General features: G+C 43.4%; 14 protein-coding genes. 5 read left to right on the forward strand and 9 right to left on the reverse strand.

Annotation, left to right across the window (positions count from 1 at the left end; all coding sequences use genetic code 11):
- Positions 1-21: 21 nt before the first annotated feature.
- The 3 genes from C3F22_RS08430 to C3F22_RS08440 all read left to right on the forward strand — a co-directional run bounded on the left by C3F22_RS08430 (position 22) and on the right by C3F22_RS08440 (position 2,876).
- A complete protein-coding gene (locus C3F22_RS08430; RefSeq protein WP_104426285.1) occupies positions 22-726 on the forward strand; it encodes a CoA transferase subunit A in 705 nt (234 codons plus the stop codon).
- Between the two features lie 2 nt (positions 727-728).
- Positions 729-1,367 carry a CoA transferase subunit B gene (locus C3F22_RS08435; RefSeq protein WP_104426286.1) on the forward strand — a complete coding sequence of 213 codons (639 nt, stop codon included), beginning with the start codon at positions 729-731 and terminating at the stop codon, positions 1,365-1,367.
- Between the two features lie 96 nt (positions 1,368-1,463).
- On the forward strand, positions 1,464-2,876 hold the full coding sequence (locus tag C3F22_RS08440; RefSeq protein WP_104426287.1) for a short-chain fatty acid transporter: 1,413 nt from the start codon (positions 1,464-1,466) through the stop codon (positions 2,874-2,876).
- Positions 2,877-2,934: 58 nt separating this feature from the next.
- Here C3F22_RS08440 and C3F22_RS08445 read toward each other — a convergent pair whose 3' ends face one another.
- From C3F22_RS08445 to C3F22_RS08465, 5 genes are all read right to left on the reverse strand, one after another.
- Positions 2,935-4,428 carry an OmpA family protein gene (locus C3F22_RS08445; RefSeq protein WP_104426288.1) on the reverse strand — a complete coding sequence of 498 codons (1,494 nt, stop codon included), beginning with the start codon at positions 4,426-4,428 and terminating at the stop codon, positions 2,935-2,937.
- 194 nt (positions 4,429-4,622) lie between these two features.
- The gene (locus C3F22_RS08450) at positions 4,623-5,861 is read right to left on the reverse strand and encodes a dihydroorotase (protein ID WP_104426289.1); all 1,239 of its coding nucleotides are present in this window, start codon (positions 5,859-5,861) and stop codon (positions 4,623-4,625) included.
- Between the two features lie 10 nt (positions 5,862-5,871).
- Positions 5,872-6,888: an aspartate carbamoyltransferase catalytic subunit gene (locus C3F22_RS08455; RefSeq protein WP_104426290.1), complete on the reverse strand. Its 1,017-nt coding sequence runs from the start codon at positions 6,886-6,888 to the stop codon at positions 5,872-5,874.
- Positions 6,889-7,064: 176 nt separating this feature from the next.
- A protein-coding gene (locus C3F22_RS08460) for an IS5 family transposase (RefSeq protein WP_104426291.1) occupies positions 7,065-7,878 on the reverse strand; the annotation gives its coding sequence in 2 pieces (ribosomal slippage) (positions 7,065-7,490 and positions 7,492-7,878; 813 coding nt in all).
- A gap of 107 nt (positions 7,879-7,985) precedes the next feature.
- Complete coding sequence (locus C3F22_RS08465) at positions 7,986-8,318, reverse strand: hypothetical protein (RefSeq protein WP_034170006.1); 333 nt, start codon at positions 8,316-8,318, stop codon at positions 7,986-7,988.
- Positions 8,319-8,973: 655 nt separating this feature from the next.
- Here C3F22_RS08465 and rlmKL point away from each other — a divergent pair.
- Entirely contained in the window at positions 8,974-11,178 is a 2,205-nt protein-coding gene (gene rlmKL / locus C3F22_RS08470) for a bifunctional 23S rRNA (guanine(2069)-N(7))-methyltransferase RlmK/23S rRNA (guanine(2445)-N(2))-methyltransferase RlmL (RefSeq protein ID WP_005235042.1), read from the forward strand.
- 66 nt (positions 11,179-11,244) lie between these two features.
- Here rlmKL and clpB read toward each other — a convergent pair whose 3' ends face one another.
- The 4 genes from clpB to crp form a co-directional block, all read right to left on the reverse strand.
- A complete protein-coding gene (clpB, locus tag C3F22_RS08475) occupies positions 11,245-13,824 on the reverse strand; it encodes an ATP-dependent chaperone ClpB (protein ID WP_104426292.1) in 2,580 nt (859 codons plus the stop codon).
- Between the two features lie 254 nt (positions 13,825-14,078).
- Complete coding sequence (locus C3F22_RS08480) at positions 14,079-14,444, reverse strand: MbcA/ParS/Xre antitoxin family protein (RefSeq protein ID WP_005235031.1); 366 nt, start codon at positions 14,442-14,444, stop codon at positions 14,079-14,081.
- Between the two features lie 145 nt (positions 14,445-14,589).
- Positions 14,590-15,639: an NADP(H)-dependent aldo-keto reductase gene (locus tag C3F22_RS08485; RefSeq protein WP_104426293.1), complete on the reverse strand. Its 1,050-nt coding sequence runs from the start codon at positions 15,637-15,639 to the stop codon at positions 14,590-14,592.
- 193 nt (positions 15,640-15,832) lie between these two features.
- Positions 15,833-16,540, reverse strand: coding sequence for a cAMP-activated global transcriptional regulator CRP (gene crp / locus C3F22_RS08490; RefSeq protein WP_104426294.1), 708 nt, complete (start codon positions 16,538-16,540; stop codon positions 15,833-15,835).
- A 147-nt stretch (positions 16,541-16,687) separates the two neighbouring features.
- On the opposite strand from crp, the gene C3F22_RS08495 reads away from it, so the two are divergent.
- Positions 16,688-17,110: an OsmC family protein gene (locus tag C3F22_RS08495; protein ID WP_104426295.1), complete on the forward strand. Its 423-nt coding sequence runs from the start codon at positions 16,688-16,690 to the stop codon at positions 17,108-17,110.
- Positions 17,111-17,121: the final 11 nt, after the last annotated feature.

Below are 17,121 nucleotides of genomic sequence, written 5' to 3' on the forward strand. Positions count from 1 at the left end.
GAAGAATAAATCGAGGTAAAAATGTCAAATAAAGTGTATGACAGTGCAAAAGCCGCTTTAGACGGCGTGGTCCAGGATGGACATACTCTTGCAGTTGGCGGTTTTGGACTCTGTGGTATTCCAGAAGCCCTCATTGCAGCTTTAAAAGAAACCGGTGCCAAAAATCTGACCTGTATTTCCAATAATGCCGGTGTCGATGGCTTTGGCTTGGGACTATTGCTGGAAACCAAACAGATTAAAAAAATGATCTCTTCCTATGTGGGCGAGAACAAGGAATTTGAACGCCAATACTTAAGCGGGGAGCTCGAAGTTGAACTGACCCCTCAAGGAACTTTAGCTGAAAAATTACGTGCCGGTGGTGCAGGTATTCCCGCTTTTTATACCGCGACCGGTGTTGGAACCGTTATTGCTGAAGGTAAAGATGTCCGTGAGTTTAATGGCAAGTCTTATATTCTGGAAGAATCCTTAACTGCTGATGTAGCTTTGGTTAAAGCTTATAAGGCCGATAAAGCCGGCAACCTGATTTTCCGTAAAACTGCCCAGAACTTCAATCCGGTCTGTGCCATGACTGGTAAAGTGACCATTGCTGAAGTCGAAGAAATTGTCGAGATCGGTGCCCTTGATCCAGATGAAATTCATCTTCCGGGCATTTATGTGAACCGGATTGTACTCAATACCCAACCAGAAAAACGGATTGAACAGATGACTTTAAAGGCGGAGGCTTGATCATGGCTTGGACACGTAATGAAATGGCGCAGCGCGCCGCACAAGAACTTGAAGATGGTTTCTATGTGAATCTGGGTATTGGTCTGCCAACCTTAGTGGCCAACTATATTCCGGCAAATATCAATGTCTGGCTACAGTCTGAAAATGGCCTGCTGGGTATTGGAGAATTTCCAACGGCAGATACTGTGGATGCCGACCTGATCAATGCTGGCAAACAGACGGTAACTGCCCGCAAAGGTGCATCTTTCTTTTCCAGTGCTGACTCCTTTGCCATGATCCGTGGCGGTCATGTCAATATCGCTATTCTGGGGGCTATGGAAGTCTCAGAAAATGGTGATCTGGCCAACTGGATGATTCCGGGCAAGAAGGTCAAAGGCATGGGTGGTGCCATGGATCTGGTTGCAGGCGTACAGAAAGTTGTAGTGCTGATGGAACACTGCGCTAAAGATGGTACGCCCAAAATTGTCTCACAATGTAGTCTTCCGCTTACTGGCCAAGCCGTTGTGAACCGGATTATTACTGACTTAGGTGTATTGGATGTCACACCTGAAGGTATTCAACTTGTAGAACTGGCACCCGATGTCAGTTTTGATGAAATTCAGAAAGTCACCGGCGTACCTTTACTCCGTAAAGCAGCCTGATTTTTCCCAGCCCTTAAAATGAAAATTTTAAGGGCTTCTTTTTGGCTGAAGAAAGCCACTTCTTAATAACGAAAGCAGAATAAATGGATTTTAATCATGCAAACTCAACAAAATATCTTGCAGCGCTTTGCCATGCGCGTCAGCGACTGGTCTGAAAAATGGTTTCCAGACTCTTATATTTTTGCCCTACTTGGTGTCATTATCGTTGCAATTGCTGCGATTGGCATTGGGGCTCCAGCACAAGACGTCGCGATTTCATTCGGTGACGGATTCTGGAGTCTGATTCCCTTTACCTTACAGATGTGTATGCTGATCGTGGTCGGTTATGTAGTTTCGGTTTCCAAACCGATGCAATTATTGATTCAGAAAATGGCGCGCATTCCTCATTCCGGACGTGGAGCCATCGTTCTCGTCGCCACAGTTAGCCTACTGATTTCCCTGATTAACTGGGCGATGAGTACAGTGCTAACTGCTCTTCTGGTGATTGCACTGGCGCAGCGTAAAGAGCTGAACATGGATTATCGTGCGGCTGCCGCAGCAGCGATTATCGGGATGGGCGCAACCTGGGCACTCGGCATCAGTTCCTCTGCCGCACAATTACAGGCCAACAAATCCAGCCTGCCAGAACCGCTTTATAATCTGACCGGTGTGATTCCATTTACTGAAACGATTTTCCTGCCGCAATCCATGATTATGACAGCAGTCTTGATCATCGCCTCAATTGCCATTGCCTACTGGTCTGCGCCCAAAGGCAATCATATTAAAACCATTGATCACTTCCCGATCCAGATTGAAGAAGAAAAGACTGAAACCGTGATCCATAAACGGCCAGGTGACTGGCTTGAAAACTCGCCAATCTTAAGTATTCTGATTGTGGTTCTGGGTCTGGTCTGGATGTTTAACGAGTTTTCCAAGAGCAATCCGATTCTGGCAATCTCCAGCTTAAACACTTATAACTTTATCTTTCTGATTTTAGGTGTAGCCTTGCATGGTACACCACGTAATTTTCTCAATGCCGTATCCAAAGCTGTGCCGGCCATTTCAGGGGTGCTGATCCAGTTTCCGCTTTATGGCAGTATTGCCTTTATGATGACCAATGCCCTGAATTCTGCTGATCTTTCCCTTTCACATTATATCGCCGAATTCTTCGTGTCGATTGCGTCGCAGGAAACCTTTGCCATCGTTATGGGAATTTATTCTGCGATTCTAGGCTTCTTCATTCCTTCTGGTGGAGGAAAATGGATTATTGAAGCGCCTTATGTGATGCAGGCCGCACATGACCTGAAAGTACATCTGGGCTGGTCTGTCCAGATCTATAATGCAGCCGAAGCCTTACCCAATCTGATCAATCCTTTCTTTATGCTCCCCATGCTGGGAATCTTGAAATTAAAGGCTAAAGATGTAATTGGCTTTACAGTCACACAACTGGTCTTTCATCTTCCGTTGGTACTGTTCTTACTCTGGTTTCTGGGAAGAACTTTGACTTATACCCCACCTGTCTTCTCTTAATTCATAATAAATAAAAAAAGGACGAATCATTCGTCCTTTTTTAAGATGAAAGAATTATTTAGCTGGCTTTCTTTTCAACTACGCCTTCATTATCTACAGTATGGACACGACCATCTTCGGTACTCATAACTTCAAAAGTTACACGACGGTTTTGATACTGACCGTTCGAAGTCGCATTCGATTGAGCAGGCTGATTCGCCGCCATACCTACTGGTTGTAACTGCGCCGGGTTCACTCCTTTCTGCACCAGATAATTCACAATGGCTTGAGCACGTTTTAAAGATAGCTCCTGATTTTGAGTGCTGCTGCCTTCCGTATCAGTATGGCCCATCACGATTAGACGTACATCTTTGGCATATTGTAATAAAGCTGCGGTCTGATCCAGCAAGCTTTTATTCACTTCAGGAATTTCGGTGGAACCTGTCGCGAAATGAATAATTTGCAGGTTTAAGGCAGTTGCAACATCTAACGCCTCAATATTTTCCATCTGAAGTTCGTCTAAAGCTTTTTTAGCCTCGGTATTGGCTGTATTGATCGCCTCATCCATATCAACTGGTTTTTGGGTCACAACTTCTACATTTTTAGCCAGACCACGAATCTGACCCGCCAGACGCTGTGCATCTGCACTGTTCGCTGCCTGTACAGACACCTGATTACCTGCCCAAGTCAAAGTCACATTTGACATGCCTTGCAGTAATTTCAATACGGATGGAATTGTATCCTGATCAATAAATTCTGAGTGGTAATTTTCATTGGCTACTGCGCCACAGCCAATACTGTAATTAAAGATCTGTTTAATTTCATTTTGCAGAATTTGCATATATTTCGGATCATTCATCTGTACCTGACAGTTGACAATTTCACCCTGACTACCGGTGCTGATTTTTAGAATTGCAGGATTTGTTGCAGCAGCTTCGCTTACTGCCTGAGCATTTCGTAATTCATCCGGATCATCATCACGCAGGCATCCACGGAAGAAGAATAAGATAATCGCCGCAATAATCACGAGGAGAATAAAAGGCCAGAACACCACTGCCTTTTTCTCTTCAGTCAGTACTGGTTCTGCTTCCGGTTCGGAAGCCAGACCCGGTGCGCGGTTCAGATTTTGTCCCGCCAGCGGAGATACGCCTAGAGATGCCAGTATAGGGCCCGCCCAGACTGGTAATGCCCGTTGAATCGAGTCTGCATGGGTATCTAACAAATGGCCTACTGCTTCAGCAGTGGGTGCACCCGCTTCTGCCTGCAAGAAGTTCATGGTTGGAACAATTGCCCGGTTCAGGGTCTGTTCAATTTCATCTTGAGGTGCAGTTGAATCTAACTGAGCCAGGAATTGTTGTTTTAGGGTCGGATTATTATTAAATAATTCATCAATCTTGGGATTAAGTTGCTGACCCAGACTTTCAATCCAGGCCGGTCTTGCACGAAGAATACTTAACAATACAGGATAGAATTGGGCTAAGGCCTGATCCTTGGCAAATAGATGTTCTGTTTCACCTTGCAGCACAATGGCGGTCACATCACTCTTTAAACGTTCAATTAAATCTGTATTCATCAAGATCACCATTATTCTGATTTATAATGTTTAATATTTAATCAGTGTAGCGACCCACCCTCTTTGGAATGTTAATAATTGTACTGATATCATAAAGTTTCACTGTTTATGTAGGGCTAACTTTTCTAGTATTTTAATTAAGATATAAAAAAAGTCAGCCGAAGCTGACTTTTTGTAAACGCGAAATGTAAGTGTTATGCAGCAATAAAAGTTTGCAGCACTTTACCTTTCACTTTTTGATTGAGGAGTGGTGTATTTTTACCTTGAGAAACGATCGTTTCTTTGCTCAACGTCCATTCCTGTTCTGGATCAACCAGCACCCAGCCAGCTTCCGCTTTCCAGCGCTCAAACATGCTGGCGACTTTCGCAGGAGCAACTGTGACTTTCTCCACCCATTCTAACGGCGTAAAGAAACCGTCATTCACCAGTTGGATACCGAACGGTACGTAGGTATCAAAAGCGGTAAAACCAGGCTGTGTCTCTGCGAACGGTGCCATTTTGGCAGAGCTGCTTAGTGGTTCATGATGGGTACAGATCGCATCAATTACACCAGATTTTACGCCCTGACGCAGTAATTCTTTGTCAGATTCAGAACGTAATGGTGGACGCACGTGTGCAAGAGAGTTAAAGCCATCAATCAGATGGTCAGTCAGATGCAATTGGTGCATTGCGACATCACAAGTTACTGGCAGGCCTTTTTCTTTGGCAATACGGATCAGTTCTACTGATGCACCACAAGATAACAAGCCGAAATGAGCGCGTACTTTAGTTGCTTCAATCATGAGCAGGTATTTGGCAATGGCCACAGTCTCTGCTAGTGCCGGAATCATTGGCAAGCCTTGACGTGAAGCAATAAAGCCTTCATGCACACAGCCATCTTTGGCAATTTGCGGCTCTTCTGCATAGAACACTACAGTCAGGTTTAAGCCCGCTGCGTATTCAAGTGTACGCAATACCACATCATCATTGGCAAACGGCGCACTGGCATTAGAAACCGCAGTACATCCGCCCTTTTTCAAACCTGCCATATTGGCCGGTTGCTGACCTTGCAGACCTTGAGTCTGTGCACCGATCACCTGCAGATAAATACCACTATCCAGCATGGCTTTCTCAACCAGACCATGAATCAGCGCACCATTATCCTGCACAATCGGTTTGGAATCTGGCGGGGTAAATACATGCAGAATCCCGTTTTCACGTGCAGCCTTACCTTCAGACTTTAAAGTCCCGTGTTGCTGCTGACCCGGTTCACGTAAACGTGCGCATAGATCCACCATAGTAGGCATCAGCCATTTGCCCTGTCCATCAATGGTTTCAGATACGTTAGCAGTCTCTGCAACACGTTTACCATTTTCCAGATAAACCGTTTCGACTGAATCAGTGTTTTGGATTGGGTCAAGAACACGGACATTTTCAATTTTTACAATAGACATGACTTATTCCTTATACCGCAATCGCTTCAATCAAACCCTGTTCCTGTAACTGACCCTGCATCGCAAGAGCCAGTACCGCCATACGTACTGCAATCCCGTTAGTAACCTGTTTCAGAATCACGGATTGCGGACCGTCTGCAATACTGGAATCAATTTCCACACCACGGTTCATTGGTCCTGGATGCATCACGATACAATCCGGCTTGGCCATGGCGAGACGTTCTTTATTCAGGCCATACATTTTGTAGAATTCAGCCTGAGAAGACAGCGCTGGCGAATCAATACGCTCGTTTTGAATACGTAAGGTAATGATCACATCACAGTCTTTGATGCCATCTTCCATTTTATTAAACAGGCGTACATCTTCACTGTAGTCATCAAAACCGTATGGCAACAACGTATTCGGTGCAATCACGCGAATATCTTTACAACCTAAGGTTTGCAGTGCCGCCACATCTGAACGTGCTACACGCGAATGCTTGATATCGCCAATAATCGCAATCGACATATCTTCGAATTTTTTATTGGTCTCGCGGCGAATGGTCAGCATATCCAGCATCGCTTGAGTTGGATGGGCATGACGGCCATCGCCTGCATTAATAATGGCGACATTTGGACAGACATCTTTGGCAATAAAGTGTGCTGCACCTGAAGATGAATGACGTACCACGAAAATATCTGCCGCCATAGCTTCAAGATTCCACAAGGTATCACGTAAAGTTTCACCTTTAGAGGTACTTGAACGGGCAATATCGATATTTAGCACGTTGGCAGACAGACGTTTGGCCGCTGCCTCAAAAGTAGTACGCGTTCGGGTAGAATTTTCAAAAAATAAGTTCATCACCGTTTTGCCTTCGAGCAAATTATTGGTGATCAGCTGATTTTGGTCATTAAAAAAGGACAACGCAGTGTCCAGTATTTTTGTAAGAGTTTCTTTAGAAAGACCTTCGATGGTCAGGAAATGTTTAAGATTACCTACTTTGTTGAGTTGAATCTGGCTCGGTGTATGCAATGCCGCCAAGTGCATGAGAGATTCCTTATACGTTAAGTCAACGTATTATACAGAGATTAGCGAATCTTTATAGTTGATAAAGAGCTCAGTTGTACAAAAACCATCTCAGTAATAAGAATGGAAATTTAAATTCCCATGCATTTTTTCAATAAGATAATTTAACCTGTTTATCTATAGATCTCTTGCGAAAGTTAATTTATGAGCATCCAATTCACCATTCCCGCTATTAAATTCATTCTTAAACCAAATCGTTTACGCCTATTTCTATAACGCTCCCCTAGAATACGAAATGCTTTGAGTTTTGAATTAATATGCTCAATTGGAATCCTACGACGACTTATCTCCTTATTGATCCGCTTGGCTTCTTTGGATAATTTCATATTTTTAGGTTTCTTTATTGGTATGAGTAGCTTACTCTTAATTTCTTTAAAGCCTTTATATGCTAAATCTGCCATGACACATGTAAAATTAGCAAATTCTTTAGCATATTTACGGGCAATGCTTAGATCATGAACCCTTCCACTTCTTACCTGGATACTCACGATCTGATTTAACTTTGGATTAAAAATCACCTGTGTTTTAAAGGTATGTTTCTTCTTTTTACCGCTATAGAATTTTCTTTGTTTTTTTGGGACGCTCAATCTGTGACTCAGTAACATCAACGATTACATCATCCTTCTCATTAAACTTTTGATTCCTTTTCGGCAATGCGAAAATCCGTGATTGAATCAGAGCATTTTCAACTTTCTGAATCGTACGATTCACATTACTTTCAGCTAGGTTATAGTCGGCGGATAACTCAATTTGGGTTCTATAACAGCGTAAGTAATTTAAAGTTAACAACAATTGATCCTCTAAACACAACGAATGAGGTCTTCCAGATTTTTTCTTGGCAAGCTCAGCGTGTTGTAACACTGATACCATTTTTAAGAATAATGGGCGAGGGACTCCAACAAGCCGTTTAAATTCCCCATCATTAAATTTAGTCAAATTTTCATATTTCATGGGACGAGTATAAACGTTTTTTTACTTTCGCAAGAGGTCTTATATGCTTGTTTTTTCATTTAAACATGAGTGCTTCAGTCTGGAGCATCCACACCCAATCCCCCCAATTAGCGCAATGCGCCAATATAATGATGTGAAACCTGTGCGCGATAGATATCTTCTTCACTTGGTTCTACAGAAATCAGTTCCTTTTCCGCCTGTTCTTCAGCCTGCAGTTCTGAAAATGACGATAAATCCAGAGTGGTTTTTAAGCGGTTGACCAGATGCAATAACTCAGGATCTTCAGTCTGCTCTGCCAGCCCAATCACATGCTTTGCATAGTGGATATTTTCTGCAAGATACATGGCATCAATTACTCGTCCAGTTACTCGTCTTAAACGTGCGTAGATCAAGGTAGCGATTGAAAATGCCTCATTCCTGCGTAATTGAAGATCCAACATCTAAGCCCCTCCGAAATAATAATTAAGAATAAAGATGAAGCTGTAATGATTCCCCTCAGCATTACAGCTTCATTGATATTAGATAGAGCAATAAACGTACCAAAATTACTAAATAAGTTATGTGAGTTATAAATTGAGATGAATGAAAATTGATCTACCCCGAGCAATATTAGATCAGTGTCTTTTTTGTTTTAGATTCACTCCTCGTCTAGCTAGTCAATTCTTAGTCTCGATCACTTAACATGAATGACCAAATTTTAGCTTTTACTTTTAGAGTAATGCTGTTGCCATGAGGTGTATATAAACGACCCTGTATCAGATCCATCACATTATTAATCCGATTATTTATCTTTCTAAATTACACATACAACATGGTCGCAATTGAAGAGCTAGATTGCGAATTAGTTTTAATACCTACTACATATACCTCTGTAAAATAAAAGATTTAATTAAAAATCCACCTTATTGGTATTGTATAGTCTTACATATCTCGTAAATTTTCAGTTTGCTTTTTAAGTCAACATTTAGCGCTTTTTAGGATGAATAACACTAGGCTGCATGTGCTCGATTTTAAAAAATTTCCAAAGCTTTAACAGGCAAAATACGCTAAACTGAGCGCAGTTTTTTATTTATTCTTTTCCGGTCTCTCTATTTTATGAATACCTCTTCACGTTTAAGCAATTATTGGGTCACCTGTGCCGATGGTCTGGAAACCTTATTAGAAGAAGAAATCAAAGGTTTAGGTGTTCAGGATATTGAACGTTTCCCGGGTCGTCTGACCTTCAAAGGCACGCTTGAAAATGCTTACCGCATCTGTATGTGGTCTCGTCTGGCTTCTCGTGTCCTGATGCCAATTCATACGCATGAAATCGAATTCTCCCACGATGCGCGTGATGTTGCAGAAGAGCTTTATGAAGGTGCGATGAGCTTCGACTGGTCACTGATTTTTGCACCACAAAGCACCTTCGCAATTCGTCTGCATGTTGAACGTGATATTAAGGTCAACACCCAGTTTGCAACTCTACGTGCCAAAGATGGCGTCGTCGATTCCTTTATGGAAGCTGTGGGCAAGCGTCCAAGTATTGATACCAAACAGCCAGAAATTACTATGTACATTCTGGCCGGTAAAAAAGAACATACTTATTGTTTAGATTTATCTGGTGATTCACTGCATAAACGTGGCTATCGCCGCTTTATGACTGAAGCACCAATCAAGGAAAATCTGGCGGCTGCGATCCTGCAAAAAGGCGGCCTGAAAGACATCAACCCGGATATTGTGGTTGATCCAATGTGTGGTTCAGGGACGTTTATTATTGAATCACTGATGATTCTGACTGACCGTGCCCCGGGTCTGGTGCGTCGTTTCGGATTTAATGGTTGGAATGGTCATGACCATGAATTATGGATGGGTATTAAAGCTGAAGCGGCTGAACGCCATAAAGCTGCGCTAGAAAACCCATTACCAAAATTCTATGCGTTCGATGCAGACTGGGAAGCGGTGAAAGCCACTAAACAGAATATTATTGCGGCAGGTTTTGAATCAGCCCTTGACCAGATCAAGATCGAAGAGCGTACTTTGAATGACTGGCCAGATTTCCAGGCTGAAGGCAAGAAAGTGTTCTTCGTCACCAATCCACCGTACGGTGAGCGTTTAGGTGATAAAGCCTCTAACCGTGCCTTGTATCTGGGTCTGTCTAACCTGCTACAAAAGAATTTCCCGAATCAAAAAGCGGCAGTCATTGCTGCTCAGGTGGAACAAGCCGATGTCTTGGCGTTCAATGATCCACAAATTCTGCGTTTGATGAACGGTAAACTGCCAATCTATATCCGTTTCGGTACTGTAAAACCAGCAGCAGTCACACGTCCTTTCCTGGAAAGCTGGCAGCCGCAACAATTCGAGCCGATTGAAGGTGCGATGGAATTTGCTAACCGTCTGACCAAGAATATGCAAACCCTGAAAAAATGGGCAGTAAAAGAAAATATTCACTGCCTGCGTTTGTATGATGCGGACTTGCCGGACTTTAACGTAGCCGTTGATCTATACGGCGAACGTCTGCATGTTCAGGAATATGCCCCACCAAAAAAAATCGATCCTGAAAAAGCAAAAAAACGTTTCAATTTGGCTCTACAGGCGATTCGTGCCGTGACCGGTTTGGGCCGTGATGCGATCTTTATCAAGACCCGTGCCCGTCAGGAAGGTAAAAACCAGTACACCAAACAAAGTACCGCGTCTAAACGTTTTATCGTGCAGGAAGGTCAAGCCAAGATTCTGGTGAACTTAACGGATTATCTAGATACCGGGTTGTTCCTGGATCACCGTCAGATGCGTTTGCGTATTGCCAAAGAAGCCAAAGGTAAGCACTTCCTGAATCTCTACAGCTACACCTCTACCGCGAGCTTACATGCAGCTTTAGGTGGTGCAGCGAGTACCACCAGCGTGGATTTGTCTAATACTTATTTGAACTGGTCAAAAGAGAACTTTGTGCTAAATGGCCTGACTGTAGACCATGCCGATCAGCAACATCAGTTCTTCGCCTCTGACTGTTTCGAATGGCTGAAAGAAGGTCATGAACAATATGACCTGATCTTTATCGATCCACCGACATTCTCTAACTCGAAAAAATTCTACGGGACTTTCGACGTTCAGCGTGACCATGTCTCTTTGCTGAAGCGTGCCATGAACCGTTTAACCACTGACGGTACTTTGTATTTCTCGAATAACTATCGTGGTTTCGAAATGGATGAAATGATTGAAGGTTTATACGACGTGGAAGAAATCACGCATGAAACCATTGGTCCAGACTTCAAGCGTAATCAAAAAATTCACCGTGCCTGGAAAATCACTCATCCAAAAATGTAAGGTGTGAATATAAGATAAAGAAAAACCCAGCCTAGGCTGGGTTTTTTGTTGCGAGGAAAACTGGTATTAGCTGAGTTTCAATTTTTCAAAGACCAGTTCGCCGCTTTCACCACGAACGACGATAGTATCACCAGGACCAAACTCACCTGCCAGGATGCTTTGTGCCAAGCCATTTTCAATACGTTGCTGGATCGCACGTTTTAATGGACGCGCACCATACAACGGATCGAAACCAGCTTCGATTAACTGATCGAAAGCACTGTCATCCACAGACAGACGCATATCGCGTTCTGCCAGACGTTGACGCAAGCGGTTCAACTGGATATCAGCAATACCACGGATCTGGTCTTTTTCCAGTGCATGGAACACCACCAGCTCGTCAATACGGTTGATAAACTCTGGACGGAAATGTTCCGATACCGCATTCATCACCACTGTACGGACTTCTTCACGAGTTGCTTGATCACCCAGCTCACGGACATCTTGTGAACCCAAGTTCGAAGTCATCACAATCACGGTATTTTTAAAATCCACCACACGGCCTTGTGAGTCGGTCAGACGACCATCGTCCAGCACTTGCAGCAGAATGTTAAATACATCCGGATGCGCTTTTTCGACCTCATCGAATAACACTACGCTATATGGTTTACGGCGCACCGCTTCAGTCAGCACACCACCTTCTTCATAACCGACATAGCCCGGAGGTGCACCGACCAAGCGGCTCACCGAATGTTTTTCCATAAATTCGGACATGTCAATTCGGATCATGGCATCGTCACTGTCGAACAGGAAGTTCGCCAAGGCTTTGGTCAATTCTGTTTTACCCACACCTGTTGGGCCTAAGAACAGGAATGAACCACTTGGACGGTTTGGATCAGACAAGCCGGCACGTGAACGGCGCACAGCATTAGATACAGCCACTACGGCTTCTTCCTGACCAACAACACGATTGTGTAGGAATTCTTCCATATGCAGCAGTTTATCACGTTCACCTTGCAGCATTTTCGCTACCGGAATACCGGTCGCAGCACTGACTACTTCAGCGATCTCATTGTCAGTGACTTTGTCACGTAGCAGTTTTGGTGCTTCGCTTTCTTCAGCCGCTTCAATACGTTCCAGCTGTTTTTGCAGCTCCGGAATTACACCATACTGATAACGTGCTGCTTCAGCCAGATCACCTTCACGCTGGGCTTTTTCCAGAGCAATGCGAGCCTGATCCAGTTTCACCTGAATGTCTTTGTTGCCTGCTACCAGCGCTTTATCGGCACGCCAGATTTCTTCCAGTTCGCTGTACTCTTTCTCTACAGTGGCAATCTGCTCTTCCAGGTGTTTCACTTCGCCCTGCGCACCAGAATCTGCATCTTTTTTCACTGCTTCAAGCTGCATCTTCAGCTGAATCAGACGGCGTTCGAGTTTATCCAGTGCTTCAGGTTTAGAATCCAGCTCCATTTTGATACGGGATGCTGCTTCATCAATCAGGTCAATGGCTTTATCCGGCAATTGACGGTCAGTGATGTAACGATGTGACATTTTCGCCGCAGCAATAATTGCTGAGTCCAGAATCTGCACACCATGGTGAGTCGCATAACGGTCTTTCAGACCACGCAGGATCGCAATGGTGTCTTCCACGCTTGGTTCATCCACCAGCACTTTCTGGAAACGACGCTCTAAGGCTGCATCTTTTTCAATGTACTGACGGTATTCATCCAGAGTCGTTGCACCGACACAGCGTAATTCACCGCGCGCTAATGCAGGTTTCAGCATGTTACCCGCATCCATAGCACCATCACCCTTACCGGCACCGACCAATGTATGCAGCTCGTCAATGAACAGGATGATTTCGCCTTCATGTTTAGCCAGATCTTTCAGAACAGCTTTTAGACGTTCCTCGAACTCACCACGATATTTGGCACCAGCTAACAATGAACCCAAGTCCAGTGACAGAACGCGTTTGCCTTTCAGGCCTTCTGGAACTTCACCATTGACAATACGTTGTGCCAGACCTTCGACAATCGCAGTTTTACCGACACCCGGTTCACCGATCAGTACCGGGTTGTTTTTGGTACGGCGTGACAGCACCTGAATCGTACGACGGATTTCATCATCACGACCAATCACCGGGTCAAGTTTGCCTGCCATGGCACGTTCAGTTAAATCAATCGTATATTTATTCAGTGAGTCCCGTTGATCTTCATGATTATTGCTCATGACTTTTTCATCGCCTCGAATTTGATTAATAACCTGTCGTAAATTTTCAGTTTTTACGCCAACACTATTTAATAAGGTTTTGGTGGCACCCGTTTCTGCAAGTGCCAGTAATACCCAGTCAGTGGACAGGAACTCATCTCCTGCTTTCTGTGCATAACTGTCCGCAAGATGCAGGGCTTTAGCGGCTTCCTGACTGATATTGATATCGGCAGAGGGATTGCCGAGCGTAGCTACATTATTTAGCGCAGTTTGTACTTTGCTTTGCAGTTCACGCAGGTTCGCCCCAGCCTGTTGCAGCAAGCTCACATTCGATGCTTCTTCCATCAAGGTGGACAAGATGTGAATCCCTTCAATGGCAGCATGATCCTTGCTCATTGCCAGAGATTGCGCATCGGAAAGGGTTTGCTGTAAGCGATTGGTAAATTTCTCAAAACGCATTCTTGTTATTCCTCACAACAAATTTTCTACTTGATAGATATATGGGTGCTGGAAATAAAATTTCAAATAATTTTTTTATTTATTTTTCAAAAACTTAATTTAATAATGGACAGAGTTATCAGTATTAATATTGGTATTCCAGGAAAATATTTCAAGTGAGCGAAAGTAGAATTTTTAAAGTGAAGATCAATAATTAATATCTGATTTAATTGACTCTGCTATTTTTCGGCTAGGTAGAAAATAGAGAAAGACCTCTAGTGCGGTTGCAAGCGTCCTAGTAATCGCAATACTGCACTCAAACCATGTTCTGTTTGTATCAAGGATCTTGGCGTTTGCTCATCCAAAAGCTTGTTAGGCGAATTGATAAACTGGCGCATCCAGCTCAAGTCTCCACCAGTCAGACTAAATAATGCCTGATAGATATTGATTAAAGTTATTGCTCTTTTACCTGCGGTAGTATCTGGCTCTAATTCTTTTTGATTTATGATTGACGATAATTCTGCTTTAGATAGATCCAGAACTAATGCGAGCTCAAATTCTTGCAATTGCAACTGTTCAGCGAGATTGAATATTGCTATAGCTAATACTTGGGATTTAGAAATATCCGTTTCATTATTCATTTTTGTCAAATTCTATTGATGAATCTTGTTTTGATTATGCTGCCTTTATCCTTTTCTTGTTATATTGTTTATCATTAAATTTGATCCTTTATTGAAACAATAAATACCCTCACTTGGAGGGCATTTAAAGAGAACACTTAAACGATTATGGTGCCGGATTGGGCTGCTGACGGTGAATCACTTCAATGCCCTGCAAGACTTCTTCAGACAGATTCACGTCAAACGCCTGAATGTTTTCTTTGAGCTGATCCAGATTGGTCGCACCGATAATGGTACTGGTCACGAAGAACTGCTGTTTAATGAAAGCCAGTGACAACTGGGTTAATGTCAGGCCATGCTGCTCAGCCAGTTGTGCATATTGCTCGACGGTCCACTCGCTTTCCGGATTGCTATATCGGCTAAAACGAGAGAATAAAGTCACACGTGCATTGGCTGGACGTGCACCATTGCGGAATTTACCAGTCAGATAACCGAATGCCAGTGGAGAATAAGCCAACAAACCCACACCTTCATATTTGGCAATTTCCGACATGCCAATTTCATAAGTACGATTCAGTAGGCTATATGGATTTTGCACGCTAACAAATTTGGACAGTCCCAGTTTCTCTGCCAGATGCAGGAACTTCATGGTGCCCCAAGGGGTTTCATTCGACAGGCCAATATAACGGATACGACCTTTCTTAATTTCGTCATGCAAAGCCGTCAGGGTTTCTTCCAGATTCGTTACGGCACGATCATCTGCAGCTTCTGCATTGCCATAACCCAGCTTGCCAAAGAAATTAGTCGCACGCTGTGGCCAGTGCAATTGGTACAGATCGATATAATCAGTTTGCAAACGTGACAATGAATTATCAATTGCTGATGCAATTTCCGAAGCCACGAACTTAGTCTGACCATCACGGATATGGCTCCCACCTTGTGACGGACCCGCAATTTTCGAAGCTAAAAACAGTTTGTCACGACCACCGCGTGAAGCAATCCAGTTACCAATAATGCGTTCAGTTGCACCCTGCGTTTCTGCCTTAGGTGGCACTGGATACATTTCTGCGGTATCCCAGAAATATAAACCTTGATCCAAGGCATAGTCTAATTGCTGAAAAGCCTCTTGCTGAGTATTTTGCTCACCAAAAGTCATGGTGCCCAAACAGATTTCTGGCAATAAGATTCCCGTATCCGCCAATGGTCTGAATTGCATAAAAATGTCCTTTAAGTTTATCTGTTATTTATCAAGAGCAAGTGTGCTATAGCCTATCGGAATTATAAGACGGACTTAAATCATCTTTTCTAACAAGCTTGTGCCAATTTGTTATATTCTGAATCAGGCTGAAATTTTTAAACAGGAATAAAAAAAGCAAACCCGAAGATTTGCTTTTTATCGTGCTTTTGGCTTATTCGTCTTCGAACTCGCCAGCACCCAGTACTTCAGGTTCTTCCAGCGATGCATCAAAAATCAGAATCGCCTTACCATCGGTTTCAATCATGCCCTGTTCTTCTAGAGTTTTTAGAACACGACCGACCATTTCACGTGAACAGCCTACAATACGGCCGATTTCCTGACGGGTAATACGGATTTGACGACCATTTGGCAAGATCATCGCTTCTGGCTGAGATGACAGGTCAATCAGACAACGCGCGATACGACCAGACACATCAATAAATGCCAGGTCAGTCACTTTACGTGTGGTATTTTTCAGACGGCGAACCAGCTGAGCAAAAACTGCATAGCTAAGGTCTGGATATTGTTTGCTAATTTCATGAAAGTTTTCATAGGTAATTTCAGCAATTTCACAGACATCACGAGTACGCACTTCCGCAGTACGCTGTGGATTTGCTTCGAAAAGACCCATTTCCCCAAAGAAGTCTCCCGCATTTAAATAAGCTACCACAATCTCACGTTCATCATCTTCACGAAGAATGATAGACACAGACCCCTTCAGAATTAAATACAGAGATTTAGATTCTGACCCTGCATCCACGATCGTGGTACGTTTTGGATAGCGATTGATATATGCACGTTTTAATAACGCTTTCACTGATACAGGTAGTTGCCCCGGCGAAAGTGCGTCTGTGCTTAATTGTGAAAAGTTTGAAGTCATGCTTACAGTTCCGAATATGGATAATTTATAGATCGCACAAGACCTAATGTGAACTTGTCACACAGTGGGATTGAAATTCCTTATCAACCCAATTTATGTTAGTGTACAGTTACTTCGTAAATTTATAGCTTTTTTTAGGTAGTTGCAATGCAAACGAGTGTTCATTGGCTAGAGAATGTTGCTTTTGAAGCAAAAACTCAAAGTGGTCACAGTATCATCATGGATGGTTCACCTGAATATGGCGGTGAAAACCGTGGTCCTCGCCCAATGGAACTGATTTTAACCGGTCTGGGCGGTTGTGCTTCTTTTGACATTGTGACAATTTTAAAGAAAGCACGTCAGGAAATTACTGATGTTCGCTGTGAATTAAAAGCAGAACGCGCCGATAAAATTCCTGCAGTATTTACCAAAATCCATCTACACTTTGTGGTCAGCGGTAAAGGCATCAAAGAGAAACAAGTCGCTAAAGCGGTAGAGCTTTCTGCTGAGAAATACTGCTCTGCCAGCAAAATGCTGTCTGATGGTGGTGTCGAAATCACCCACGATTTTGAAATTGTAGAAGTGGAATGATCCGCTAATTT

It is taken from the genome of Acinetobacter sp. ACNIH1 (genome assembly GCF_002934695.1).
Lineage (GTDB): Bacteria > Pseudomonadota > Gammaproteobacteria > Pseudomonadales > Moraxellaceae > Acinetobacter > Acinetobacter variabilis.

What these genes read in the sequence shown, in the direction of transcription:
- C3F22_RS08430 (WP_104426285.1), top strand. Translation starts at nt 22, where the DNA reads ATGTCAAATAAAGTGTATGACAGTGCAAAAGCCGCTTTAGACGGCGTG.
- C3F22_RS08435 (WP_104426286.1), top strand. Translation starts at nt 729, where the DNA reads ATGGCTTGGACACGTAATGAAATGGCGCAGCGCGCCGCACAAGAACTT.
- C3F22_RS08440 (WP_104426287.1), top strand. Translation starts at nt 1,464, where the DNA reads ATGCAAACTCAACAAAATATCTTGCAGCGCTTTGCCATGCGCGTCAGC.
- C3F22_RS08445 (WP_104426288.1), bottom strand. Translation starts at nt 4,428, where the DNA reads ATGAATACAGATTTAATTGAACGTTTAAAGAGTGATGTGACCGCCATT.
- C3F22_RS08450 (WP_104426289.1), bottom strand. Translation starts at nt 5,861, where the DNA reads ATGTCTATTGTAAAAATTGAAAATGTCCGTGTTCTTGACCCAATCCAA.
- C3F22_RS08455 (WP_104426290.1), bottom strand. Translation starts at nt 6,888, where the DNA reads ATGCACTTGGCGGCATTGCATACACCGAGCCAGATTCAACTCAACAAA.
- C3F22_RS08465 (WP_034170006.1), bottom strand. Translation starts at nt 8,318, where the DNA reads ATGTTGGATCTTCAATTACGCAGGAATGAGGCATTTTCAATCGCTACC.
- rlmKL (WP_005235042.1), top strand. Translation starts at nt 8,974, where the DNA reads ATGAATACCTCTTCACGTTTAAGCAATTATTGGGTCACCTGTGCCGAT.
- clpB (WP_104426292.1), bottom strand. Translation starts at nt 13,824, where the DNA reads ATGCGTTTTGAGAAATTTACCAATCGCTTACAGCAAACCCTTTCCGAT.
- C3F22_RS08480 (WP_005235031.1), bottom strand. Translation starts at nt 14,444, where the DNA reads ATGAATAATGAAACGGATATTTCTAAATCCCAAGTATTAGCTATAGCA.
- C3F22_RS08485 (WP_104426293.1), bottom strand. Translation starts at nt 15,639, where the DNA reads ATGCAATTCAGACCATTGGCGGATACGGGAATCTTATTGCCAGAAATC.
- crp (WP_104426294.1), bottom strand. Translation starts at nt 16,540, where the DNA reads ATGACTTCAAACTTTTCACAATTAAGCACAGACGCACTTTCGCCGGGG.
- C3F22_RS08495 (WP_104426295.1), top strand. Translation starts at nt 16,688, where the DNA reads ATGCAAACGAGTGTTCATTGGCTAGAGAATGTTGCTTTTGAAGCAAAA.